The sequence below is a fragment of the Lascolabacillus massiliensis genome (genome assembly GCF_001282625.1).
GTDB lineage: Bacteria > Bacteroidota > Bacteroidia > Bacteroidales > Dysgonomonadaceae > Proteiniphilum > Proteiniphilum massiliensis.
The window spans coordinates 1,005,656-1,028,574 of the sequence record NZ_CTEJ01000001.1; the positions used below are offsets into that span (position 1 = coordinate 1,005,656).

Annotated in this window: 23 protein-coding genes; 19 read left to right on the forward strand and 4 right to left on the reverse strand. The window is 36.6% G+C overall.

All coding sequences use genetic code 11. The annotated features are described in order from the left end of the window. The first annotated feature begins 329 nt into the window (after positions 1-329). Together BN1354_RS04085 and BN1354_RS04090 are read left to right on the forward strand one after the other, a co-directional pair. Positions 330-848, forward strand: coding sequence for a hypothetical protein (locus BN1354_RS04085; RefSeq protein WP_045089589.1), 519 nt, complete (start codon positions 330-332; stop codon positions 846-848). Continuing rightward, on the forward strand, positions 782-1,177 hold the full coding sequence (locus BN1354_RS04090; protein WP_231623067.1) for a hypothetical protein: 396 nt from the start codon (positions 782-784) through the stop codon (positions 1,175-1,177). Before BN1354_RS04085 ends, BN1354_RS04090 begins: the two co-directional genes overlap by 67 nt. Positions 1,178-1,263: 86 nt before the next feature. Here the strand turns inward: BN1354_RS04090 and BN1354_RS04095 are convergent, their stop codons facing one another. Both BN1354_RS04095 and BN1354_RS04100 read right to left on the reverse strand, forming a co-directional pair. Next, entirely contained in the window at positions 1,264-1,650 is a 387-nt protein-coding gene (locus BN1354_RS04095) for a carboxypeptidase-like regulatory domain-containing protein (protein WP_053826295.1), read from the reverse strand. Between the two features lie 469 nt (positions 1,651-2,119). Beyond that, on the reverse strand, positions 2,120-2,842 hold the full coding sequence (locus tag BN1354_RS04100) for a DUF5131 family protein (RefSeq protein ID WP_045089587.1): 723 nt from the start codon (positions 2,840-2,842) through the stop codon (positions 2,120-2,122). A gap of 285 nt (positions 2,843-3,127) precedes the next feature. Between BN1354_RS04100 and BN1354_RS04105 the strand changes: the two genes are divergently transcribed. From BN1354_RS04105 to gcvP, 10 genes are all read left to right on the forward strand, one after another. Next, a complete protein-coding gene (locus tag BN1354_RS04105) occupies positions 3,128-4,285 on the forward strand; it encodes an NAD(P) transhydrogenase subunit alpha (protein ID WP_053826296.1) in 1,158 nt (385 codons plus the stop codon). Further along, the gene (locus BN1354_RS04110) at positions 4,282-4,596 is read left to right on the forward strand and encodes an NAD(P) transhydrogenase subunit alpha part 2 (protein WP_045089585.1); all 315 of its coding nucleotides are present in this window, start codon (positions 4,282-4,284) and stop codon (positions 4,594-4,596) included. Before BN1354_RS04105 ends, BN1354_RS04110 begins: the two co-directional genes overlap by 4 nt. After that, on the forward strand, positions 4,593-6,032 hold the full coding sequence (locus BN1354_RS04115) for an NAD(P)(+) transhydrogenase (Re/Si-specific) subunit beta (protein ID WP_053826297.1): 1,440 nt from the start codon (positions 4,593-4,595) through the stop codon (positions 6,030-6,032). Before BN1354_RS04110 ends, BN1354_RS04115 begins: the two co-directional genes overlap by 4 nt. 108 nt (positions 6,033-6,140) lie before the next feature. After that, positions 6,141-6,449, forward strand: a complete 309-nt coding sequence (locus BN1354_RS04120; RefSeq protein ID WP_045089584.1) for a DUF3467 domain-containing protein — start codon at positions 6,141-6,143, stop codon at positions 6,447-6,449. 34 nt (positions 6,450-6,483) lie between these two features. Then, complete coding sequence (locus tag BN1354_RS04125; protein ID WP_045089583.1) at positions 6,484-8,100, forward strand: cytochrome ubiquinol oxidase subunit I; 1,617 nt, start codon at positions 6,484-6,486, stop codon at positions 8,098-8,100. A 25-nt stretch (positions 8,101-8,125) separates the two neighbouring features. After that, the gene (locus tag BN1354_RS04130) at positions 8,126-9,280 is read left to right on the forward strand and encodes a cytochrome d ubiquinol oxidase subunit II (protein ID WP_053826298.1); all 1,155 of its coding nucleotides are present in this window, start codon (positions 8,126-8,128) and stop codon (positions 9,278-9,280) included. A 69-nt stretch (positions 9,281-9,349) separates the two neighbouring features. Further along, positions 9,350-10,255: an RsiV family protein gene (locus tag BN1354_RS04135; protein WP_053826299.1), complete on the forward strand. Its 906-nt coding sequence runs from the start codon at positions 9,350-9,352 to the stop codon at positions 10,253-10,255. Then, a complete protein-coding gene (rsmG, locus tag BN1354_RS04140) occupies positions 10,255-10,878 on the forward strand; it encodes a 16S rRNA (guanine(527)-N(7))-methyltransferase RsmG (protein WP_053826300.1) in 624 nt (207 codons plus the stop codon). Before BN1354_RS04135 ends, rsmG begins: the two co-directional genes overlap by 1 nt. Positions 10,879-10,953: 75 nt before the next feature. Continuing rightward, entirely contained in the window at positions 10,954-11,616 is a 663-nt protein-coding gene (locus BN1354_RS04145; RefSeq protein ID WP_045089579.1) for an MBL fold metallo-hydrolase, read from the forward strand. Between the two features lie 33 nt (positions 11,617-11,649). Continuing rightward, positions 11,650-14,511 (forward strand): aminomethyl-transferring glycine dehydrogenase, encoded by a 2,862-nt coding sequence (gene gcvP, locus BN1354_RS04150; protein WP_231623068.1) that lies wholly within the window; start codon positions 11,650-11,652, stop codon positions 14,509-14,511. Positions 14,512-14,528: 17 nt separating this feature from the next. Here gcvP and BN1354_RS04155 read toward each other — a convergent pair whose 3' ends face one another. After that, positions 14,529-15,128 (reverse strand): hypothetical protein, encoded by a 600-nt coding sequence (locus tag BN1354_RS04155; protein WP_053826301.1) that lies wholly within the window; start codon positions 15,126-15,128, stop codon positions 14,529-14,531. A 161-nt stretch (positions 15,129-15,289) separates the two neighbouring features. Here BN1354_RS04155 and BN1354_RS04160 point away from each other — a divergent pair, with 161 nt between their 5' ends. From BN1354_RS04160 to panB, 6 genes are all read left to right on the forward strand, one after another. Then, the gene (locus BN1354_RS04160; protein WP_053826302.1) at positions 15,290-16,102 is read left to right on the forward strand and encodes a DUF4382 domain-containing protein; all 813 of its coding nucleotides are present in this window, start codon (positions 15,290-15,292) and stop codon (positions 16,100-16,102) included. Between the two features lie 117 nt (positions 16,103-16,219). After that, a complete protein-coding gene (locus tag BN1354_RS04165; protein ID WP_045089576.1) occupies positions 16,220-16,732 on the forward strand; it encodes an SPOR domain-containing protein in 513 nt (170 codons plus the stop codon). A 70-nt stretch (positions 16,733-16,802) separates the two neighbouring features. Further along, positions 16,803-17,564, forward strand: coding sequence for an MBL fold metallo-hydrolase (locus BN1354_RS04170; RefSeq protein WP_045089575.1), 762 nt, complete (start codon positions 16,803-16,805; stop codon positions 17,562-17,564). Positions 17,565-17,746: 182 nt separating this feature from the next. Further along, positions 17,747-19,024: a hypothetical protein gene (locus BN1354_RS04175; protein WP_053826303.1), complete on the forward strand. Its 1,278-nt coding sequence runs from the start codon at positions 17,747-17,749 to the stop codon at positions 19,022-19,024. Between the two features lie 21 nt (positions 19,025-19,045). Then, a complete protein-coding gene (locus tag BN1354_RS04180) occupies positions 19,046-20,605 on the forward strand; it encodes an OmpP1/FadL family transporter (RefSeq protein ID WP_053826304.1) in 1,560 nt (519 codons plus the stop codon). Positions 20,606-20,728: 123 nt separating this feature from the next. Next, positions 20,729-21,562 (forward strand): 3-methyl-2-oxobutanoate hydroxymethyltransferase, encoded by an 834-nt coding sequence (panB, locus tag BN1354_RS04185; protein WP_053826305.1) that lies wholly within the window; start codon positions 20,729-20,731, stop codon positions 21,560-21,562. A 69-nt stretch (positions 21,563-21,631) separates the two neighbouring features. On the opposite strand, the gene BN1354_RS04190 is transcribed toward panB, so the two are convergent. Then, on the reverse strand, positions 21,632-22,084 hold the full coding sequence (locus BN1354_RS04190; protein ID WP_053826306.1) for a type I restriction enzyme HsdR N-terminal domain-containing protein: 453 nt from the start codon (positions 22,082-22,084) through the stop codon (positions 21,632-21,634). 53 nt (positions 22,085-22,137) lie between these two features. Here BN1354_RS04190 and BN1354_RS04195 point away from each other — a divergent pair, with 53 nt between their 5' ends. Continuing rightward, a complete protein-coding gene (locus BN1354_RS04195; protein ID WP_045089571.1) occupies positions 22,138-22,914 on the forward strand; it encodes an AMP nucleosidase in 777 nt (258 codons plus the stop codon). Positions 22,915-22,919: the final 5 nt, after the last annotated feature.

The following is a 22,919-nucleotide window of genomic DNA, read 5'->3' on the forward strand; positions in this document are numbered from 1 at the left end:
TGATAATCCTAGAATACTGTTACAAAAATAGCTTTTTATCTGCAATTAAAGAAATATATAAGAAAAAAACAGCTATTTGTAATAATGATCTTTAATTAAATAGAAGTTGGATTTCACTCATCCGATCTTCCATTTAACGTCTCCATAACCTCCTTGAAACTATACAAACCAGATTCAATGTTTTCTATAATCTTGTTAGTCAGGATAAATACTTAAAAACTTTGTGAAAAGAATGATAAGAGATCGTTTAATAATTACATAAATTACTAACTTGCACATTCAAACTACACCAAAGATATTTTATTTTGTAACATAATAATTTTATTACTATGAGAAACAAAAAAGCTCTGTTTCCACTCCTTGCAGTTATTTGTCTGCTTAGTGCCTCTTCATGCAACGATAGAACCACTACTACTGAGAATGCTGCTGTTTTTATTGCATCGGATGCACCTGCAGACTTCTTTGATAAACCGGCTGAGTATCTCGACTGGCAGTCGGCATCACTGTTAAATATAGTCAGATCAATCATCTCAGTATATCCTCCTCAGGTTATTGAACCGCAAGAACGACAGATGGCATTGGTAATGCTCGATGCTGTTTTTCACGATGAAGGAGCGCCACACAGGAACTCTGTGCAGGAATTCCACCATCAACAAATCTCCTCTATTATTAATGAATTGCAAAAAAGCGAAGTTAAAAATGGCATGATGATCTGGAAGCTTTACGATACAATCACATTATACACATGGAAAGAAAAGCGCATGAGTTGCAGCGAGTTTGGTTGGATAATAAGAAACTTAATCTTGATGTGGTTGTATATCCGGGTCATCAAGGCGTCGATCTTCTGAATAACGTGGTGCTTGTATTTACTCCCGATGGATATAATGTTTGCCATACCGGTGATCAGTCTAATAGGGATGACTTCTCATGGATAGATGAGGTGGCTAAAAAATATAGTGTTGATATGTTGATTCCTAATTGTTGGACAACAGACCCTCTTAGAACAGCCAATGGTTTTGCTCCACAGATTATTATTCCGGCTCACGAAAACGAGTTAGGGCACTCCATCGATCATCGTGAAGCATATGCATTGAATTATTCACGCTGGGATGTGCCATTCTCTAAAGTAATAATGACCTGGGGGGAGTCTTTTCACTTTAACCCGAATAAAAAGTAACATATAGTAAAATGCATATATATTACTAATACATAAAACAAAAAAACCGTCCCATGATACATGAGACGGTTAAATCTGAAGATATATCAGAACAGGTCGGTTCTTGCAATTATCATATCTTCCTTTTTTCCAGTGAGCAAATTACTTGGTCTTTTTAAAGCCAGGTTTTCCGGTAAGGTAAGCTCATCTCTTAGTTTTACGCGCTGTTCCGGTAGTGCACGGAACAATGTAGGCTGGTATCCTGTATAGGATATTTTTATCAATTTATTCACACTGTGATAATTGGGGAATATAAATTCACCCCTTTCATTTGCAGTGGTTCCGGCGATCTGTACTGAGTCTGGCAGAGAGTAGATAGCCACTTTGGCATTCTTGACTGGATTGTTGTAGATGTCTGTCACTTTACCCTTAATTTGAGCGCTCACTGGGAGTATTATCCCGACTAAAAGCATTGTAAAAATAATTTTTTTCATCACACTGATTTTTAAATTGTTCAATAGTATGACGCAGCCTATCAAAATTTGGTGACAAAAAAAGTGAGTAATATAACTATATTTAACAATATTTTATATGATTCTAATCTAATAGTATCTCTTCTATTTAGAACAATATACTATCTATGAAAGCACCAACCCATCGTCAATAATAATGATACCGTTTTTTTCAGACAGCGGTCTAAAATTGTGAGTGTTGTAAAATAATCTCCAAACACTTGACCAATTGCTCCAAGTATAATTATATCAAAGTTGTTAAGCTCCTTGATTTTTTTTCTGATATCTCCTGTTTCAAAACTGCATAGGTGACTTAACCTGTATTCTTTAGTCGGATCCCATCTCCCAAAAGTCTTGAAGGATGTATGGCAAGTACGGCAGGAGTTCTTTGTCAGTAACATCCATTGCTGCTTTTACAGATTTCTCGAGTGACTTCATATTGCTTTACTCATTAGAATAACCTCTTACCGTCTGAAATATTAATTCCAAATTCCTTTGCAATGCTGTTCTGCTTGTAAGGATTGATCTTATGTACTTTTCCTTCTTTTCTGAAAAATGTACCTGTATTTTTAAACCAGAAGGTTATTCCAGCTTTTACACAATGTTCCCTGATATCTAATATCCAGTTGTAATCACAAATACGGGCTTCTCTACCTGTTTCACCTCCTGCTGTTACATGATCTACTCCTCTTAGATAGTTTGATAAATCTATTGGGCCTAAAAGAGGTGCAGCTGCTATGAACTTTCTTTTAATCGGATAGGATAGAAACAGTGGGAGACGATAATCGGCTGTCGCTTGATTCTCTACTGTACACCCAATGTTCACATTGTTGTAACCATCGCCCCAGTCGTTGGGTAGAGAAACGTAAAAGCGATCTATTCGTTTTGTCAATATCATGAATTCGAGATCGGGCCGACTCTTTATCATTGCCCACGCCTCTGTGCGCCAAGCATCAGCTTCTTTAATAAAAAAATCGGAAGCAAAACATGTAGCAACAATTTTCCCACTCTGAATTTTATCTTTTCCTTTTGATGTTTTAGCTATAGGTTTATCGAATTCTGGAGTTTTATATACTCTGTTTTGTCCGTATCGCTTTGAGAAAAGTCCATAGTAATAGCAGTAAGTACAACCATCACTTACTTTATAACAACCTGTCCATGGTTCCCAATTCATTGTTCTTATAGTTAAATATTTGATTGTGAAGATAGAGTGTTATGTTATTATTAACAACATTTTAGAATAAAAATAATAGAGAATATGTAGTTTATTTAACCTTGATATCTTCGTGTAATGTTAGGGTTGTCATTATCCAAAAACTCTGTAAACTTTTAATCTTTAAAAAGGTTCAAAATAATAAAAAAACAGGAATTTATATTAACTTTGAGTTTTACTTATTAAATACTTTGAGTTTTACTTATTAAATCATATAAAACACATTTATAACTTAAAATTATTGCTATGATAATTGGAATACCAAAAGAAATTATGCAGGGTGAAGCTCGTGTTGCTGCAACTCCTGAAACAGTTAAGAAATTTTGTAAAGATGGTATAATCATTTTAGTTGAATCTGGTGCCGGAGAAAAATCTCACTATTATGATGATCAGTATAGAAATATGGGTGCGGAGATGGTATATGATCCGGAAGAACTTTATAGAAGGTCTGATCTGATCCTTAAGGTAAAGGAGCCACAATATAATGAATCAAAAGATAAGCATGAGATTGACATGATGCATGAGGGTCAATATCTCATCACCTTTATACATCCGGCTTCACCGGGTAATCACAGTATGGTAAAAAAATTGGCTGCTGCAGGTGTTATAGGTCTCACTTTAGACGGAATTCCACGTATATCTCGTGCTCAAAATATGGATGCTTTAACTTCTATGAGTACTTGTGCAGGTTATAAAGGTATGATAATGGCTGCAAATGATCTCTCTTTTTTCATGCCACAGATGTTTACAGCTGTTGGTATGCTTAAACCTGCTAATGTATTGGTTATTGGTGTAGGAGTGGCCGGTCTGCAAGCTCTGGCAACAGCAAAAAGGCTTGGTGCAGTGACTTATGCAATGGATATTCGTCCCGATGCAGTAGAACAGGCTAAAAGTCTAGGTGCCAAAGTAATTGACTCAGGCGTTCCCGCAGAAATAGCAGTAGGTGAAGGGGGTTATGCAAATAAGCTTCCGGATGAATGGATACAGAAAGAGAGAGAGCATCTTAAGGGTGTGATAAAGGATATGGATATTGTGTTCCTTAGTGCATTAGTGCCAGGCAAGGTGGCTCCCATACTTATCACAGAAGATATGGTTAAGGATATGAAAAATGGTTCAGTTATAGTGGATGTCTCTATCGACCAGGGCGGTAATTGCGAGATCACTACTCCGGGAAAGAAGGAGGTTAAACATAATGTTACTATTGGAGGAATTAAAAATATTCCAGGACTAATTCCAACAAGCTCAACCTGGATGTTTGCTCAGAACATGTATAATCTGGTTAATTATCTTGTAAAAGATGGAAAAATTGAACTGGATCTGAATGATGAAATTATTAAATCTATACTTGTAACGAACAACAAAGAGATTGTTCATGCAGGTGCCAAAGAGGCTATGGGCTTATGAATCCATTAATTTTAGTTGCTGTTTTTATAGTCACTTCAGTTGTTGGCTATTTTATAATTAAGAATGTTCCCAGCTTACTTCATACACCACTAATGTCGGGTATGAATGCTTTGTCAGGGATTACATTGTTGGGGGCTATTGTTGTTGTTGGAATTACACTTTTTGCAGTAGAGGGTAATCATATGTTATTAGGTCAAATATTTGGCGGAATAGCTGTTATTGCTGCATCTGTTAATGTGGTTGGAGGCTTTGGAGTGACCCACAGAATGCTGAAAATGTTTGATAAAAAGAAGAAACAGTCTAAATCATGAGTGAAACACTATATTATATTATTTGCATTATACTGTCTGTTGCTGTACTGTCTGGTATTTCCCTAATGAGCAAGGTTAAAACAGCTGTAGCCGGTAATCTTTTAAGTGCTGTAAGTGTATTACTGGGCATTGTGATCACACTTTTATATAAGGAGCTGTTTTCGGGATGGACTATCTATATCTTTATGCTTTTAGGTATTCTTATAGGATCAACTTTTGCATACAGAGTGAAGATGATTGAAATGCCGCAATTGGTAGCGTTGCTAAATGGGGTGGGTGGACTCGCTTCAGCATTGGTTGGAGTTTTATCTCTCATAGGTATTGGTGTTGTAATTAATGAGTATCCTATATTTGTTAATGTTACATCTGTACTTGCGATTGTGGTGGGACTTATAACTCTTTCTGGCAGTCTTGTTGCTGCAGGTAAGCTACATAAGATATTGCCACAAAAGCCGGTTGTATGGAAAAAACATTCTACTATCGTCACAGGTTTTATCATAATCCTAATTTCTACGATTATCTATTCTGCTTTTACAAGTAATACGTTGATTGTACTGGCCATTAGTGTTGTTTTCAGCTCTCTGTTTGGTTATGCTTTCGCAATTCGGGTAGGGGGAGCAGATATGCCTATTACTATTTCGCTCCTTAACTCTCTGAGCGGTGTTGCAGGCGCAATAGCAGGTATGGCAGTTAATGATCTGATGCTTGTTTCCATTGGAGGTATTGTTGGTGCTTCCGGATTGTTTCTAACTCAGATAATGTGTAAAGCGATGAACAGGAGTTTGAGTGATATACTATTGGGTAAAACTTCTGTTGAAAAGAAGTCCCCAAAAGAAGTGGTAGCAGAAGCAGATGATACCATAGAAAAAGTTGGAGATAAGGTTGTAGAAGAGGTTCAGCAAACAGAGGATAATAGGCTCATTTTCAAGAGAGATGAAGGTGAGGTTCTAAGAGCTGCTAAATCAGTGATCATTGTTCCGGGTTATGGCATGGCATTAGCTCAGGCTCAGCATCTTGTACGTACATTGGCTGATAAGTTTGAAGAAAATGGTGCAGAGGTTAAGTTTGCTATACATCCTGTTGCCGGTCGTATGCCCGGACACATGAATGTATTGCTTGCTGAAGCAGATGTTCCTTATGATAAGCTGTATGAGATGGATGATGTTAATAAACAGTTTGAAGAGACAGATGTAGTTATTGTTATTGGTGCAAACGATGTAATTAACCCTGCTGCACGCGATGCCAAAGACACACCTATATATGGAATGCCTGTTTTGAATGTTGATAAAGCCAAAGAGATTTTTATTTGCAACTTCGACTTAAATCCTGGTTATGCAGGAGTTGACAATCCTTTATACAAGCGGAAAGAGGGGATATATTTATTGTTGGGAGATGCTAAAGAAACTGTTGCGTCGTTAATTGATAGATTTAATTGATTATTCATAGATTTTAAATAAAGAAATATTTCAAGTATTGGCTCTGATTCTTTTGTAGATTGGATAAATTTATTTTTCTTTGTTTAAAACATTTTAATGATTCAGCGAATGGAAAATATCAATAAAGAAAACGAAATCCAAATTGAGCTTAGTGACGAAATTGCACAGGGTATTTATTCAAATTTGGCTGTTATCTCTCACTCTTCTACGGAGTTTGTTATAGATTTTATTCGTATTGTGCCGGGTATACCAAAGGCTAAGGTGAAGTCGAGAATTATTCTTACACCTGAGCATGCGAAGAGACTACTACATGCACTGGAGGATAACATAGATAAATTTGAGCAACAAAATGGGACTATCCGCAGACAGAATAATCCCGGTTTTTTACCTCCTATAGGTGGAGTAGGCCATGCATAAATGTTAAAATAATTAAGTAAAAAAATATTATCCTATGGATTTTCTTTTAAATGCAGCTACTGTAAACTGGTCCAGAGGACAGTTTGCTCTTACAGCAATGTATCACTGGATTTTCGTACCTCTTACAATAGGTTTGGCTCTCATAATGGCAATAATGGAGTCTATTTATGTAAGAACAGGTGATGAAAAATGGAAAAATATATCAAGATTCTGGCAAAAAATCTTCGGTATTAACTTTGCTATTGGTATAGCTACAGGTATAATTCTGGAGTTTCAGTTTGGAACAAACTGGTCTAACTACAGCTGGTTTGTTGGAGATATATTTGGTGCCCCACTGGCAATTGAGGGGATTGTAGCCTTCTTCCTTGAAGCTACTTTTGTTACTATTATGTTCTTTGGCTGGAACCGGGTGAGTAAAGGAGTTCATCTTCTTTCTACGTGGATGGTTTTCTTAGGAGCAACATTATCGGCACTTTGGATTCTTGTGGCTAATGCCTGGATGCAACATCCTGTTGGTATGGAGTTTAATCCTGATACAGTCAGAAATGAGATGGTTGATTTCTGGGCCGTTGCACTTTCTCCGGTGGCAATAAACAAGTTCTTGCATACTGTGTTTGCAAGTCTTGCAGTTGGCTCATCGTTTGTTGTGGGTGTTTCTGCATGGTATCTACTGAAAAACAGGCATATCGATTTTGCTCTTAAAAGTATAAAGCTGGCATCTATTGTAGGTCTGATCACTTTCCTGATGCTGGCTTTTACCGGTGATGGTTCTGCCTATGAGGTATCACAAAAACAGCCAATGAAGCTTGCGGCTATGGAAGGTTTGTACGAGGGTAAAGAGGGGGCAGGACTTGTAATGATTGGAATGCTGAATCCTTCAAAGAAAGTATACAACGATGATGCTGACCCTTACCTGTTTAAGATGGAAATACCTAAACTTTTGTCTCTTCTGGGTTATAGAGATATAAATGCGTTTGTACCAGGTATTAAAGATATTATAGACGGTGGATATACTTTGCAGGATGGTTCTACAGCTCTCTCTTTTGAGGAAAGGAAGGCTAGGGGAGAACTGGCAATAAAGGCACTGGCCGACTATCAAATGGCTAAAAAAGCTGAAAGTGAAGCTATAGCAGCCGGCAATTCAGAGGCTGCAAATATTGCTGCATCAGAGGCTGCAAATTATGAAACTATTTTGAGAGAGAACTATGAACATTTTGGTTATGGGTATCTTGAAACAGGCGAAGATCTGGTTCCTGATGTACCACTCACATTCTATAGTTTCCACCTGATGGTGATGATAGGGATGTATTTCATCCTCTTCTTCATGGTTATTCTTTTTTTCCAATACAAAAAAGATCTACGTAGTACCAAATGGCTTCTATATATAGCCTTATGGAGTATTCCTCTTTCTTATATTGCTGGACAGCTGGGCTGGCTTGTAGCAGAGGTGGGAAGACAACCTTGGACTATCCAGGATATTCTACCTGTGGAAGTTGCCGCTTCGGCACTGTCTCCGGGACATGTAATAACTACATTCGTTATGTTTGCCGTTATTTTCACTGTACTTCTGATTGCTGAAGTAACAATTATGGTGAAGCAGATTAAAAAGGGTCCTGAGGAGGTTGCCACTGAAATTGGCAACGAAAAGTAAGGTTTAACTAAAAAATTCAATCGCAATGATTACATATGAATTTCTACAAAAATACTGGTGGGTTATAATGTCTCTTTTGGGTGGACTACTTGTATTTCTTATGTTTGTTCAAGGTGGACAATCGTTACTGGTTTCATTATCACGTAAAGAAGATGAGAAAAAACTACTGGTAAATACATTAGGACGTAAATGGGAGTATACATTTACTACTCTTGTTTTATTTGGAGGAGCATTCTTTGCAGCCTTTCCTCTGTTCTATTCTACTAGCTTTGGTGGTGCTTATTGGGTTTGGATGATTATGCTTTTTAGTTTCGTAGCACAAGCAGTATCATATGAATTTCAATCTAAACCGGGCAACCTGTTAGGTCAGGGTACCTATCGTGCATTACTGTTTTTAAATGGTCTGATAAGCACATTCCTTTTAGGTATTGTTGTGGCAAGTTTTTTCACCGGTTCTGAATTCACAGTGGGTAAAGGTAATATAGTTGGTTTAGGTGAAGCTGGACTTGTTATTAGTCAGTGGCAGAACCCGCTCATGGGGCTTGAGTTAATAGGCAATCTTAGAAATATTTCTCTTGGCCTTGCTGTATTTTTCCTTGCAAGAACTTTAGCGAGTCTGTTCTTTATAAATAGACTCAATCATGAAGACCTGGTTAAACGTTCCCGTAAGTTCGTTCATTATAACGGTGCACCTTTTGTTGTGTTTTTCCTGATATTCCTTATATGGACACTTGTGGCTGAAGGGTATGCAGTTGATCCTGAATCCGGTAACATCTATCTTGAGAAAATGAAATACCTGAACAACTTAATTGAAATGCCTGTTGTTGGTATTTTGTTTGTCCTTGGTGTTGTTTCAGTATTATATGGAATAATTAGAACTATTGCAACCTCAAAATTCAAGAATGGAATTTGGTATGCAGGTCCGGGAACAGTTGTTACAGTAATGATGCTGTTATTGGTTAGTGGACTTAATAATACAGCATATTATCCTTCATCGGTGGATTTAGAGAGCTCATTGACAATATTCAATTCTTCATCCAGTTTTTTTACACTTTCAGTTATGTCTGTTGTCTCATTCTTTGTGCCAATTGTTTTAGGATATATAATATTTGCATGGAGATCTCTTGAGAAGAAGAAGCTGGGTCTTGACGAACTTGAAAACGACGGACACACTTACTAAAATTGGACCTTTAACGAGGTATTACCGAAAAAAAGCGTAATTTTGTGATTGTTTAAAAACTTTTTCTCTATGGAGGTGACAATCAGAAAATTGATTTTCAGCCTGTTATTGCTTGTTATCATGTTAATGGTATCGTGTGGTAATAGTGGTAGCAGCAAAATCAAGGCAGAGAACGAAATCAGCTTTGATACAATAAGTATAAACAAACGTCAGCATCTTGATAATGACAGTACCAGACCATTTTGTGATATAAGTGTGAATTTTGTATATCCTGTTAAGAGTGCAAAAACAAATCTGGATACTTTACAACGTTTTTTTGTAAGTAACATGTTTGGACCTTCATTTGAGGATCTTAAACCATTGGCTGCAGTTGAAGCATATATAAGCAATTATATCGATAATTATTCGCATGATGCTTATACGTACAGCGAATCTGTGTCAGATATGGAAGAGTTAAATGCACTTATTCCGGGTATAGATGTTGACGATAGTGAACATGAAGTTGATAAATTGTTCTATTCTTATTATGAAAGCTTGTCCGACTCCATAACGTTTAATCAACATGGTATTTTATCATTTCAGATAAAACAATCAAATAGCAAAGGTGAGTCAGCCTCTTACTACGTATCATACTCAAACCATGTAATTAACTTGAACACAGGGGATCAGATTACTGAATATGATATTTTTAATGCAGGTTATGATAAAGCATTGCAGGGGCTGATTATTACATCTTTACTAGAGCAGAATGGGGTCAAAACCATAGATGAGCTGGAAGATTTGGGTTTCTTTGGAATAAATGAAATTGTGCCAAATAAAAACTTTTTACTGAATGATAAAGGTATAATATATACATACAATAAAGGTGAGTATTCGGCATATCAGTTAACTGCTCCTCAGGTTTTTATACCATATAACGTAATACGTTCGCTTTTAAGAGAAAATACTATTGTAAGTAAACTGGCTGATTTATAGTGAAAGTGATAGAAAACTATTTTCAAAAACTAACTGAACTCCAAAAGAGTCAGTTTAAAGCTCTATTCGATCTTTATTTAGATTGGAACAATAAGATAAATGTAATTTCACGAAAGGATATAGAGAACCTTTATTTGCATCACGTACTGCATTCATTAGCAATTGCTAAGTATGTATCTTTTGCTCCCGGTACAAAAGTTATGGATGTAGGAACCGGAGGAGGTTTTCCCGGAATACCTCTTGCAATATTTTTTCCTGAAGTGCAATTTCTTCTTTTGGACAGTATCGGTAAAAAGGTGCGTGTGGCCGGAGATATTGCTAAAGCTATAGGGTTAGAAAATGTTGAAGTTAAACATTCACGAGCAGAAGATGAAAAGCGCAAGTTTGATTTTATAGTAAGCCGCGCCGTAATGCTTCTACCTGAACTTGTTAAAATTATAAATAAAAATATATCTCGCGAGCAAAATAACTCAATTCCAAATGGAGTTATATGTCTTAAAGGTGGAGATATCACTTCCGAAACCAAGAGTTTCAAAAACATTGTGGATATAGTGTCACTTTCGGAATACTTTTCGGAACCCTTTTTCCAAACGAAAAAGCTGGTATACCTGCCGGTTAACTAAAATAAATTGCTAATTTTGTAGTGGTAATTTTGTAATTTGTTTTTACTGATTACTCGCATAAAATTATTTTCCTCAATGAAAATTAAGACTTTTGAATTTAACCCTCTTGGTGTAAATACATACCTTTTAGCTGACGAAACAAATGAGTGTGTTGTAATTGACCCTGCATGTTTTTATGCAGATGAAAAAGCTCTCATTTTAAATTATATAATTGATCATGATTTAGTGGTAAAGCATATAATAAATACACATTTACACTTTGATCATATTTTTGGAGTAAATTATCTGACATCACATTTTGGTCTTTCACTGGAGTGTAATAAAGATGATGAATTTTTACTGGAAAATATTTCTGATCAGTTGAGATTATTTGGTATTCCCGGCTCAGACAGCGATTATAAACCTGAAATTGGGAACTGGCTAAATGAAGGTGATGTGATAAATTTTGGTAATCAAGCACTTAGGGTTTTTCATGCACCCGGACATTCTCCTGGAAGTATTATTTTTTATAATGAAGAATCGGGTAGTGTGTTTTGTGGTGATGTGCTATTCAGAGGAAGTATAGGAAGAACAGATCTTACAGGTGGTAATTTTGATGAGCTGGTTGAAAGCATACGAACTAAGTTATTTGTAATGCCAAATGAGACTATAGTATATCCGGGTCATGGACCCACAACAACAATTGGTTACGAGAAAAAGAATAATCCTTTTGTCGGAACATCAAACAATATTTCATAATAATATAAAACTGAAAAAAAATAAGAGCTCAATATGATTGAAATGGAACAATTTAAAAATCGGCATATTGGTATCAATGATGATGATAAGCAAAAGATGCTTGAAACGTTAGGTTTAAATTCAATAGATGAACTTATTGATCAAACTATTCCTTCAGATATTCGTCTTTCAGCTCCATTATCATTACCAAAACCTCTTTCTGAGCAGGAATATGCTGAGGAAATTGCAAGTATTGCTTCTCAAAACCAAATATTTGCATCTTATATCGGTATGGGTTGGTATGATACAATAACACCTGCAGTAATATATCGTAATGTTTTCGAGAACCCTGTATGGTATACTTCCTATACACCTTACCAGGCAGAGATTTCGCAGGGGAGACTTGAAGCTTTACTGAATTTCCAGACAATTATAAGTGAACTTACTGCTTTACCACTTGCAAACAGCTCACTACTTGATGAAGCTACTGCAGCAGCTGAAGCAGCAACGATGATGTACGGACTGAGAAGTAGAGATCAGGTTAAAAATAATGTTGATACTCTATTCGTTGATGAAAACATATTTCCACAGACTCTTGCTGTTTTAAATACTCGCATGCGCTATTCAGGTATAAAGATGGTTGTGGGTGATTATAAAGCTGTCACTTTTGATGAATCATATTTTGGAGCAATTCTTCAATATCCTAATGGTGATGGTAGCGTTGAAGATTATCGTGAGTTTGTGAAGAAAGCAAATAGTGTTAATTGTAAAGTTGCGGTTGCAACAGATCTTATGTCTTTAGTTCTGCTTACTCCTCCGGGTGAGTGGGGTGCAGATATTGCTTTTGGTAGCAGTCAGCGATTTGGAGTTCCCATGTTTTATGGAGGTCCATCTGCAGCCTTTTTTGCAACTAAAGATGAATACAAACGTTCCATACCGGGGAGAATTATAGGGATATCAAAAGATGCACATGGGAAAGTTGCACTGAGAATGGCGCTTCAGACTCGTGAGCAACATATAAAAAGAGAGAAGGCTACTTCAAATATTTGTACAGCGCAAGCATTACTAGCAACAATGGCTTCATTCTATGGAGTTTATCATGGTCCCGAAGGACTAAAAAAGATTGCTTCACGAATTCATTCAATTGCTACTTATGTAAGCGAAGAACTCAAAGAAATGGGCTTCAAACAGTTGAATGAGAGTTTCTTTGATACATTAAAAATAAGATTACCTGAAGGCATTACTACAAAAGATGTGCGTGAGAATGCTGAGATGAGATCTATTAATCTACGCTATTTCGAAACTGGTGAAATAGGAATAAGTATAGATGAAACAACTAATGCATACAGGGTTCATGAACTGCTTGCTGTTTTCGCAATGACTACTGGTAGTTCTAAGGTATTTATGATTGATGACCTTCCTGAAAAAACATCTCTCAAGGATTATCAGCAGAGAAAATCATCATTCCTCAAACATCCTGTCTTTAATAAATATCATACAGAGACTGAGATGATGCGTTATATTAAACGTCTGGAACGCAAGGATATATCACTTGCTCATTCTATGATTTCTTTAGGTTCTTGTACTATGAAGCTTAACGCAGCATCTGAACTACTCCCATTGGGTATGGCCGGTTTACAGAGGATGCATCCTTTTGCACCGGTTGAACAAGCCGAAGGATACAGGCAAATTATTGATGAACTTGAAGAGATGCTTGCAGAAATTACCGGTTTTGCAGCTACAAGCCTGCAGCCGAATTCAGGTGCAGCAGGTGAGTATACAGGGTTGATAACTATTGCTAGCTACCTTGAAAGTAAGGGAGAGGGGCACAGAAATATTGTATTGATTCCTGCTTCTGCTCATGGTACTAATCCTGCAAGTGCTGTTCAGGCAGGCTTCACCCCGGTTACCGTGCTATCTGATGTTAAGGGCAATGTTGACATGGATGACTTACGCTTGAAGATAGATCAGCACAGAGATAATCTGGCAGCATTTATGATTACATATCCTTCAACTCATGGAATATTTGAGGTTGAAATTAAAGAGATGTGCAGATTGATTCATGAGGCTGGTGGACAGGTGTATATGGATGGTGCAAATATGAATGCACAGGTGGGATACACTAATCCGGGTACAATTGGTGCCGATGTATGTCATTTGAATCTTCATAAAACATTCGCAATTCCTCATGGTGGAGGAGGCCCGGGAGTTGGTCCAATCTGTGTTGCTGAACATCTGGTTCCTTTCCTTCCGGGACATCCCGTTTCATTCAGCACTGATGTGAATACAGTATCATCAGCAGCTTATGGAAGTGCTGGAGTTTTGGAAATTACTTATGCGTATATCAGGATGATGGGTGCACAAGGGTTGAAGGAAGCAACTGCCGTAGCAATTTTGAGCGCAAACTATCTTGCTGAAAAGCTCGATGATTCATATGGAATTGTATATCGCGGCTCAGAGGGAAGAGTAGGGCACGAGCTGATTCTGGATTGCCGTGGTCTGAAGGATGTATCAGGTATTACTGAAACAGATATTGCAAAACGTCTTATTGATTATGGCTATCATGCACCAACTTTATCGTTCCCGGTTCATGGAACTCTAATGGTAGAACCAACAGAGAGCGAAAGTTTAGCAGAACTTGATCGTTTTGTTGATGCTATGATAGAGATCCATGAGGAGATAATTGAAGTTTCAAGAGGTGAATATAGCAAAGAAGATAATGTTCTTGTAAATGCCCCTCACCCCGAGTATGAGATTACTGCTGATGAATGGACGCACAGTTACACTAGAAGCAAAGCAGCTTATCCACTTCCTTATGTCAGAGAAAATAAATTCTGGGTTAATGTTGCACGTGTAGATAATGCATTCGGTGACAGAAATCTGGTATCTAGTTTACCTGCTACAGATGAGAACTAATCCTAAAGCAGGATAAATTAATATAATTCAGGAATTTCCCCTTGTTCGAATACGATCAAGGGGGAATTTGTTACATCTCTCTTGAATGAATTAATAATATCATTATTGATCTCTGTAAGAAGTACCTTAACCCTATTATCCATAACATCAGGATAAGCACCGGCAAATTTTTCCAGCATCGGATGGTTGTCAGGTATATTGCTACTTACAAGAAAATTATCAATTTCGTCCATAACTTTCATCATCTGTCGGTAAGAGTAACTAACAGTTTCTATCCTGAAATTTTCTGTATTCAGGATTTCTTTCAGAGCTTCTCTGTTTCTATCAGCATTTCCTGTAACAGCAATTACGAAATTTCCATTGTTGTCTACATATGAACCTCCATAATATTCAGGATACAAATCAGGATCGGACTCTCTTTCAATCCAGTCGTCACTGAAGCTGGACATTAATTTGTCGTGTAACAATGTCGCATCAATTTTTTGAACAGTGGTGGGATTTGAAGCCTCTGAGTAACCTTCACTATTTTGATTCGAATTGTTGTCCTTTTGATGATTACATGCATTCAAACCTATTAATAGGAGTGAGATGCTAAGAAAGTAGATAAACTGTTTCATTGTAGTTTGTTTCGATTTATTCAAATATATTTTATAACATATTTGTTAAAGTATTGTTTAAATGTATTGTTAATAGGGCACTCGATGAATATAATTAATTTAGATGTTCAAAGATAATTGGAATTATGTATTTTTGTCAATCAATTAACAGATACAACAGAATGAAATCAAATTTTTATACATACTATTTAATAATATTAACTATTATTCTGTTTACAGGTTGCAATATAGAAGATGTAAGTGAAAACGCAGCCAGGTTAAGAATCAAACTGACAGATGCGACATCTTTAACTTTAAAAGAGCTTCATGTAGATATTAATGAGATTTCTATTTTTGCAACCGATTCTACAAATATTGAAGGGGAATGGATAACACTTGATTATTCAGGTGGGGAGTACAATCTGCTGACCTTATTGAACGGAAAAACAGTACAACTTGTGGATCAGTACTTTCCATCATACAAGAAGATTGAAAAAATAAAGATTATACTTGGAAATAACAATAGGATTGTAACTATTACTGATGCTCCAGTACCATTGCAGCTCTCACCTGAGATTATTGATGGTGTAGTTATTGAAAACATAAATGCTGATCTTGCGACCAATGTTATATCAAGTATAATTATTGATATAAATGCAGCACTTTCTATAAGAGAGATTAATGGAAACTGGTTTCTGAGGCCTTCAGCAAGGGCTTTCCCCGAAACTTATGGTGCATCTATTAAAGGTTATGTGGCACCAATCGAGGCTAATCCATATGTAGCCATTATCCAGGAAACTGATACCTTTTTTACTTTCCCTGATCCTGACGGAATGTTCTATTTTTTTGGCCTTAACGAGGGAGCATGGGATATTTATTTAATTGCCAACCCGGAATCCAATTATAGAGATACTGTATTTACCGACACTTTATCATATGGACAAAAACTTGAGCTAACACCGAGACCAATCAGACTTGTTTTTGATGCACCATAGGGTCAAGTTTTAATTTATTTTCACACGACTAATAATAGAAAGATAACCTTCTTTACTATCTTTGCGATAACCGTTTAAATTTAGATTATTACGTACATTAATAAATTCTCAACTTACATGAAAAAATTCCATTTAATTTTATTTTTTGCAGGATTGTTGGTTTTGGGTACCTCTTGTAAACCAAAACAGAGTGCATATAAACAAGTATATGAAGCTGCCAAAGAAAGAGAAATTCAGCAATCTGCATCTCAACCAACAACAGTTGTAAAGGATGCAAGTCCATTACCTCCGGTTGAAGTATCTGTTAGAAAAGAAAAAGTTGAACCGGTTTATGCAACTGATGCTGCAGGACTAAAAAGATTTAACGTTGTGATTGCTTCTCTAAGTGTAAAACTTAATGCTGAGTCACTTAAAAGCAGAATGGAAAACGAGGGTCACAAAGTTATTCTGGCTGAGAATGAGCAAGGTATGTATAGAGTGATTGTAGCAAGCTACGACACAAAAGAACAAGCTGCTGCAAAAAGAAACGAAATATACAGTACTTATACTGCAAAAGGGGATACCGACTATCTAAGGAGAACTTACGGGGTACCTTTCAATGACCTTTGGATATTGGAGAGAGATTATTAATAATAACTTCATAAAGGAAAAAGAAAGCTACCCGCTAATGGAGTAGCTTTTTTTTATTAAGAAGTATCATATGAAAGTACTTTTTTTAGGTACAGGAACTTCAACAGGAGTTCCTCAAATAGGTTGCAATTGCGATGTATGCACATCAGATGACAGTCGTGACAAAAGATTACGCTCTTCTGTAAGGATTGAAGTTGATGGTAAAGTACTAATTATTGATTGTACTCCAGATTTCAGACAACAAATGATGGGAATGCCTTTCGGTAAAATTAACGGCATGCTTTTGACACACGAGCATTACGATCATGTTGGTGGAATTGATGATCTAAGACCTTTTTCAATTTTTGGCTCAGTAAAACTGTATATGGAAGAACACCTGGAGAATGTCATCAGGGAACGATTGCCATACTGTTTTAATCCAAAGAAATATGGAGGTGTACCGGACATAGAAATCAAGCGGATTAATGAGTATGATAGTTTTGATATTGAAGGATTAAAAATTACCCCAATAAGAGTTATGCATTACAAGCTTCCAATTATGGGGTTTAGGATAAAGGATTTTGCATATCTTACTGATGTTAAATCGATTCCTGAAAGTGAATATTCCAAATTAACGGGTTTGAATACTCTTGTAATAAGTGCGCTTAGAAAAACAGAACATATTTCGCACCAGTCTCTGAGTGAAGCATTGAATATTTCAAAAAGAATTGCAGCAAAAAGGACCTACTTCTCTCACATGAGTCATGAAATGGGGTTGCATGGTAAAATAGAAAAAGAACTGCCTCAAAACACCTATTTTGCCTACGATGGTCTTAAGATTGATGTTTTTTAACCAAAGATAATGCAGCGTTTATTCATATTCTGCATCTTTTAGATAGTAGAATACCCTATTTACTTGTATATTTGTATGTAAACCTATTATATTATATGGTTTTAGATTAAACTATCGATAGGTAAATTAGTCGAATACAGTGATAGAAACAAATAAAGCAACAATATAAAAAGGAAGAGACAATGAAAACTAAAAATTTTTTACTTTCGGTTTTATTGGTCACTATACCTCTATTAGGTTTCGCTCAGGAATGGGATGATATCTATGCTGATCCTTCTCAAAAGGAAACTGAAAAAGTTCGTAAGTACGAAGAACCAGAACAACAGAAAAAAAGAGTAGTAATTGTTCAGGGTGATGTTTCAAATATGGAAGTAACTGCGAATGGCAGGGATATTGACGAATATAATCGCCGTGGCAATAATACTGATACAATAAACGAGCTAGGTTATACCGAAAAATCTGATGATTATACAGAGTATGAGTATACAGATAGAATAGTAAGGTTTCACGAGCCTGAATCAAGCATAAGAATAACAGGTGCTGATGAAGTAATAGTTTATGTAGGTGATGATATCTACGAAGGATATAATAACAGGGGATGGAATACTAATATCTATTATGGAATGGGTTGGAGCTCATTCTATCCATGGTATGACCCATGGTATAATCCATGGTATTACAGTCGCTGGTATTCACCATGGTACTATGGAAGATGGTATGACCCATGGTATTACGGATACGCTGGATGGTATGGTGGCTGGAGCAGATGGTACAACCCATGGTATTACGGTGGTTGGTACGATCCATGGTATTATGGCAGTTATTACGGTTACTATGGAGGATACTCTCATGGATTTTATGATGGCTACTACAGTAGTCTGACTCGAAACCGTTCAGGCAGAAGTTCAGGTATTTACAGAAGAAGCTTAGCTAACACCTCTTCATCTGCAACCGCCGGTTTATCAGGTAGAAGCTCTACAAGCAGAACCGCAACACGCTCAGCTCTATCTGGAGGAAGTACATCTTCAAGCACTCGTTCAGCTGTATCAGGCAGAAGTTCTACCAACACTACAAGAACTAGAATTATTGACAGCTCAGGCAGAGCAATTGATTCAAGAACAGGACGTGTAGTTGATCGTACTGCAACATCTACTAGATCAAGTTCTGTAAACAGAGCAACTCAGCCTACTCGCTCGGGCAGCAGCACAACATATCAGAGAAGTTCTACAACCTCTCCAACAAGAAATAGTTCTACTTACCAAAGGAGCAGTAATACTACTCCGAATAGAAGCACCTACTCAACTCCACAAAGGAGTTCAAGCACAAATAGAAGTTCTACAATCTCCACTCCAAGCAGAAGTTCTTCAAGCAGTGGATCATTTGGTGGTAGCAGTAGTAGAAGTTCAAGTGGTAGCTCAAGCAGTAGCAGCAGTAGTCGCTCAAGTGGTGGAAGAAGATAATTTCAATATAATATTATAAATATGAAAAAAATCACGTACATATTGGCTTCTATGCTTATATTGTCTCTACCATTGTCTGCACAAGGTGAAGTTGATGCATTGAGATTTTCCAGAGAAGATCTTTATGGAACTGCCAGATCTATGGCTATGGGTGGAGCTTTTGGGGCATTAGGAGGTGATCTTACCGGCGTTAATATTAACCCAGCCGGAATAGCTGTATACAGAAGTTCAGAAGTTGTCGGAACAGTTAACTTATCAATTGAAGGCTCTTCTGTAGGTAATTATGATGCAAAAAAGAGTAATTTCAATATGGATAACCTTGGTTTTGTAGGTTACTTTCCATTGAGAAATGATATTATGCCTCATATTAACTTCGGATTTTCTTATAATAAACTTAAATCATTTAATAAAAATGTTGATGCTGTAGGTGTACCGGGTAATTCTATGCTCGATTATATAGCTGACAGGAGTACGGGCATAAATCCAACAAATTTATATATGGGAGATGATTTGCCAGATCCTTTCGAATCACAGCCTTGGTTAACTGTGTTGGGTTATAACTCATGGTTAATTGATGATCATCAGGATGCACAGGGTTACTATTATACTCCGTTAAATACCCCAGGTGCAATAGGAAACGAGATTAAAACACGTGAGAGTGGATATATCGATAATTATGATTTTACAGTAGGAACGACAATAAATAATGTATTGAATCTTGGACTTTCGCTTTCTATTAAAGATATAACTTATCGTCTGACATCTGACTTCTGGGAAGATTATACAGATGGTTCTTATAGGTTGACTAACTGGCTGACAACTGATGGTGCAGGTGTTAGTGCCAAGATTGGAGCTATTTACAGACCAGTTAATCAATTACGATTTGGAATCTCATATCATACGCCTACATATTATGCAATGACAGAAACTTATGAGGCTGAATTAGAGGATAATATGGGTGCATATGTTTCTGACCCCAATTACGAAAAGGGTACAACCAACTCAAGACGATTTTCTAATGATTATGATCTTAGAACTCCGGGAAAGATTGTAGCAAGTGCTGCAGCTGTCTTAGGGAATAGATTCATACTTAGTGTTGATTATGAGATGGTTGACTATAGTAAGATGAAGTTGATGATACCTTCAAATTCAATGGATGATGAAGACTGGTATGAGGTTGATAACGGTTATATATCAACTGATTTCAAGAATGCATCTACCGTAAAAGTTGGTACAGAGTATCGTTTTACACCTAAGTTCTACGGCAGATTAGGTTATGCCTGGATTCAAAATCCATACGAAACAGAGTTTAAAGAGAGTGGGGATGCCTTTATTCCAAATTCTAACACTGTATACAGGATGGAGGGTGATGCTAAATATTTCACAGGAGGAATCGGTTATAGATTCAACCAGAGTTTCTTTCTTGATTTTGCTTTAGTATACAAGACTCAAACGGATGACTTGTATCCATTCCCAAATCTATATACAGATAACAGAACTGAGCTTGTGATCGACGCAAATCCATTTGAATTGAAAAACAATTCATTCAGAGGTTTGATTACTCTTGGGTATAAGTTTTAAGTAATAAATTGAATATATCATAAGTTAGCCGGGATTAGTTCCCGGCTTTCTTTTTATCTTATTTCGACAAAAAGGATTAACTTTGCATATCAAATTTAATTAAGTCAAAAATTTTTATAAGAAATGTCTCAGCAAAAGGGGTACCTCTCGAATGAAAATAGAAAGAAAGTAACTACTCACCGACTTCTTGAAATGAAGCAAAATGGTGAAAAAATTTCCATGCTTACTGCATATGACTACTCAATGGCTTCAATAATTGATAAAGCCGGGATGGATGTAATATTAGTGGGTGATTCTGCTTCTAACGTAATGGTGGGGAATGCAACTACTCTGCCAATGACTGTTGATCAGATGATACATCACGGAAAATCTGTTACAAACGGAGTAGAAAAAGCTATGGTGGTTGTAGATATGCCTTTCGGCAGTTATCATGCAAGTACGCAGGAAGCTGTTACAAATGCTGTAAGGATAATGCGTGAGACAGGAGCTGACTGCCTTAAACTTGAGGGTGGAGTAGAGATAATCGATTCTGTAAGAGCTATTTTGGCTACCGGTATTCCCATTATGGGACATTTAGGACTAATGCCTCAGTCGATTAATAAATATGGTTCATATGCTCTTAGAGCGAAGGATAGTGCAGAGGCTGATAAACTTATTAGCGATGCTAAACTGCTCGAAGATACCGGATGTTGTAGTGTTGTTTTAGAGAAAATACCGACAGAATTGGCAAAAAAAGTAACCGAAGAATTAAACATACCAACCATAGGTATAGGTGCAGGTCCTTTCGTTGATGGTCAGGTTTTAGTTATGCATGATATGCTTGGTCTGAATAAAGGATTCTCACCTAAATTTCTTAGACGTTATGCTAACTTGTATGACGTTATAATTGAAGCTGTACAGAGTTATATCGAAGATGTTAAATCTTCAGATTTCCCATCAGCTGACGAAAGTTATTGAAATACGGTTGAATAGTGGTTTATATTCAATTGAACAACGATTGAAATATTTATTCAATTCATTAGGAAATTATCGCAGACTTTGATATTCAGGTATATCTGTAAGGTATTCGAATGATTGATCTTCATAATTCATTCTGCAGCAGTAGTGTGAAATACCATTGGATACTACAATATAAGGAACTTTCAGAACTGTGTTATATCTTACTACCTGATCAAATACATTTTGTGTGATTTGTACTTTTGACTCTTTGTACTCGATTATCATTAAAGGCTCTAACTGATTATTATATACTACAGTATCGCATCTGCGTGTTAGAGAATTGAGCTTTATCCCTGCTTCATTAGCCATTAAAGAAGCAGGATAATTTTTATAATTAATCAGATAGTTGACAAAATGCTGACGCACCCATTCTTCAGGGGTAAGAGCAATATACTTACGACGCAATGGATCAAATATTTCTAATCCGTTACTGTTTTTTCTTATTTTTGCTTCGTATGTTGGTAAGTTTAATGAGTACATATTGTATCTTTGCTTCAAATGGGATTTGCGGAAGACAAAAATAGACTTTTTTTATGAGAACAAAACAGGAAATTGTGGAGAATTGGCTACCAAGATATACGAGTAGACCATTGAAAGATTTTACAAAATATATCCTGCTTACCAATTTTCAAAAATATGTGGAAATATTTGCTGAACATTTTAATGTTCCAATAGTAGGTGCTAATGCTAATATGCCAAATGCTTCGGCAGAAGGTATAACTATTATCAATTTTGGTATGGGTAGTGCTAATGCTGCCACGATAATGGATTTGTTAAGTGCAGTTGCACCTACTGCAGTTCTGTTTCTGGGCAAATGTGGCGGACTTAAAGCAAGCAGTGAACTTGGTGATTATATATTACCAATTGCTGGAATCAGAGGTGAGGGTACATCAAATGACTATTTCCCTCCCGAGGTTCCATCTCTTCCGGCATTTAGCCTTATGCGTGCGGTATCTTCAAATATTAGAGACTTTGGCAGAGATTACTGGACTGGTACAGTTTATACAACCAACAGGCGTGTATGGGAATATGATGATGAGTTTAAAAGCTATCTGAGACAAATCAGGGTTTTAGCTGTGGATATGGAGACAGCTACTCTATTTACATGTGGTTTTGCAAATCATATTTCAACCGGAGCTCTGCTTCTTGTATCAGATCAACCCCTGATTTCCAGTGGTGTTAAAACAGAGGAGAGTGATAAACTAGTTACAGAAAAGTTTGTGGAAGAGCATGTTAAGATTGGTATAAAGTCTCTTTCATCTATAATTCATAACAGTTCCACTATTAAACATCTAAGGTTTGATTGGTGATTAAT

What these genes read in the sequence shown, in the direction of transcription:
- BN1354_RS04085 (WP_045089589.1), top strand. Translation starts at nt 330, where the DNA reads ATGAGAAACAAAAAAGCTCTGTTTCCACTCCTTGCAGTTATTTGTCTG.
- BN1354_RS04095 (WP_053826295.1), bottom strand. Translation starts at nt 1,650, where the DNA reads ATGAAAAAAATTATTTTTACAATGCTTTTAGTCGGGATAATACTCCCA.
- BN1354_RS04100 (WP_045089587.1), bottom strand. Translation starts at nt 2,842, where the DNA reads ATGAATTGGGAACCATGGACAGGTTGTTATAAAGTAAGTGATGGTTGT.
- BN1354_RS04105 (WP_053826296.1), top strand. Translation starts at nt 3,128, where the DNA reads ATGATAATTGGAATACCAAAAGAAATTATGCAGGGTGAAGCTCGTGTT.
- BN1354_RS04110 (WP_045089585.1), top strand. Translation starts at nt 4,282, where the DNA reads ATGAATCCATTAATTTTAGTTGCTGTTTTTATAGTCACTTCAGTTGTT.
- BN1354_RS04115 (WP_053826297.1), top strand. Translation starts at nt 4,593, where the DNA reads ATGAGTGAAACACTATATTATATTATTTGCATTATACTGTCTGTTGCT.
- BN1354_RS04120 (WP_045089584.1), top strand. Translation starts at nt 6,141, where the DNA reads ATGGAAAATATCAATAAAGAAAACGAAATCCAAATTGAGCTTAGTGAC.
- BN1354_RS04125 (WP_045089583.1), top strand. Translation starts at nt 6,484, where the DNA reads ATGGATTTTCTTTTAAATGCAGCTACTGTAAACTGGTCCAGAGGACAG.
- BN1354_RS04130 (WP_053826298.1), top strand. Translation starts at nt 8,126, where the DNA reads ATGATTACATATGAATTTCTACAAAAATACTGGTGGGTTATAATGTCT.
- BN1354_RS04135 (WP_053826299.1), top strand. Translation starts at nt 9,350, where the DNA reads ATGGAGGTGACAATCAGAAAATTGATTTTCAGCCTGTTATTGCTTGTT.
- BN1354_RS04145 (WP_045089579.1), top strand. Translation starts at nt 10,954, where the DNA reads ATGAAAATTAAGACTTTTGAATTTAACCCTCTTGGTGTAAATACATAC.
- gcvP (WP_231623068.1), top strand. Translation starts at nt 11,650, where the DNA reads ATGATTGAAATGGAACAATTTAAAAATCGGCATATTGGTATCAATGAT.
- BN1354_RS04155 (WP_053826301.1), bottom strand. Translation starts at nt 15,128, where the DNA reads ATGAAACAGTTTATCTACTTTCTTAGCATCTCACTCCTATTAATAGGT.
- BN1354_RS04160 (WP_053826302.1), top strand. Translation starts at nt 15,290, where the DNA reads ATGAAATCAAATTTTTATACATACTATTTAATAATATTAACTATTATT.
- BN1354_RS04165 (WP_045089576.1), top strand. Translation starts at nt 16,220, where the DNA reads ATGAAAAAATTCCATTTAATTTTATTTTTTGCAGGATTGTTGGTTTTG.
- BN1354_RS04170 (WP_045089575.1), top strand. Translation starts at nt 16,803, where the DNA reads ATGAAAGTACTTTTTTTAGGTACAGGAACTTCAACAGGAGTTCCTCAA.
- BN1354_RS04175 (WP_053826303.1), top strand. Translation starts at nt 17,747, where the DNA reads ATGAAAACTAAAAATTTTTTACTTTCGGTTTTATTGGTCACTATACCT.
- BN1354_RS04180 (WP_053826304.1), top strand. Translation starts at nt 19,046, where the DNA reads ATGAAAAAAATCACGTACATATTGGCTTCTATGCTTATATTGTCTCTA.
- panB (WP_053826305.1), top strand. Translation starts at nt 20,729, where the DNA reads ATGTCTCAGCAAAAGGGGTACCTCTCGAATGAAAATAGAAAGAAAGTA.
- BN1354_RS04190 (WP_053826306.1), bottom strand. Translation starts at nt 22,084, where the DNA reads ATGTACTCATTAAACTTACCAACATACGAAGCAAAAATAAGAAAAAAC.
- BN1354_RS04195 (WP_045089571.1), top strand. Translation starts at nt 22,138, where the DNA reads ATGAGAACAAAACAGGAAATTGTGGAGAATTGGCTACCAAGATATACG.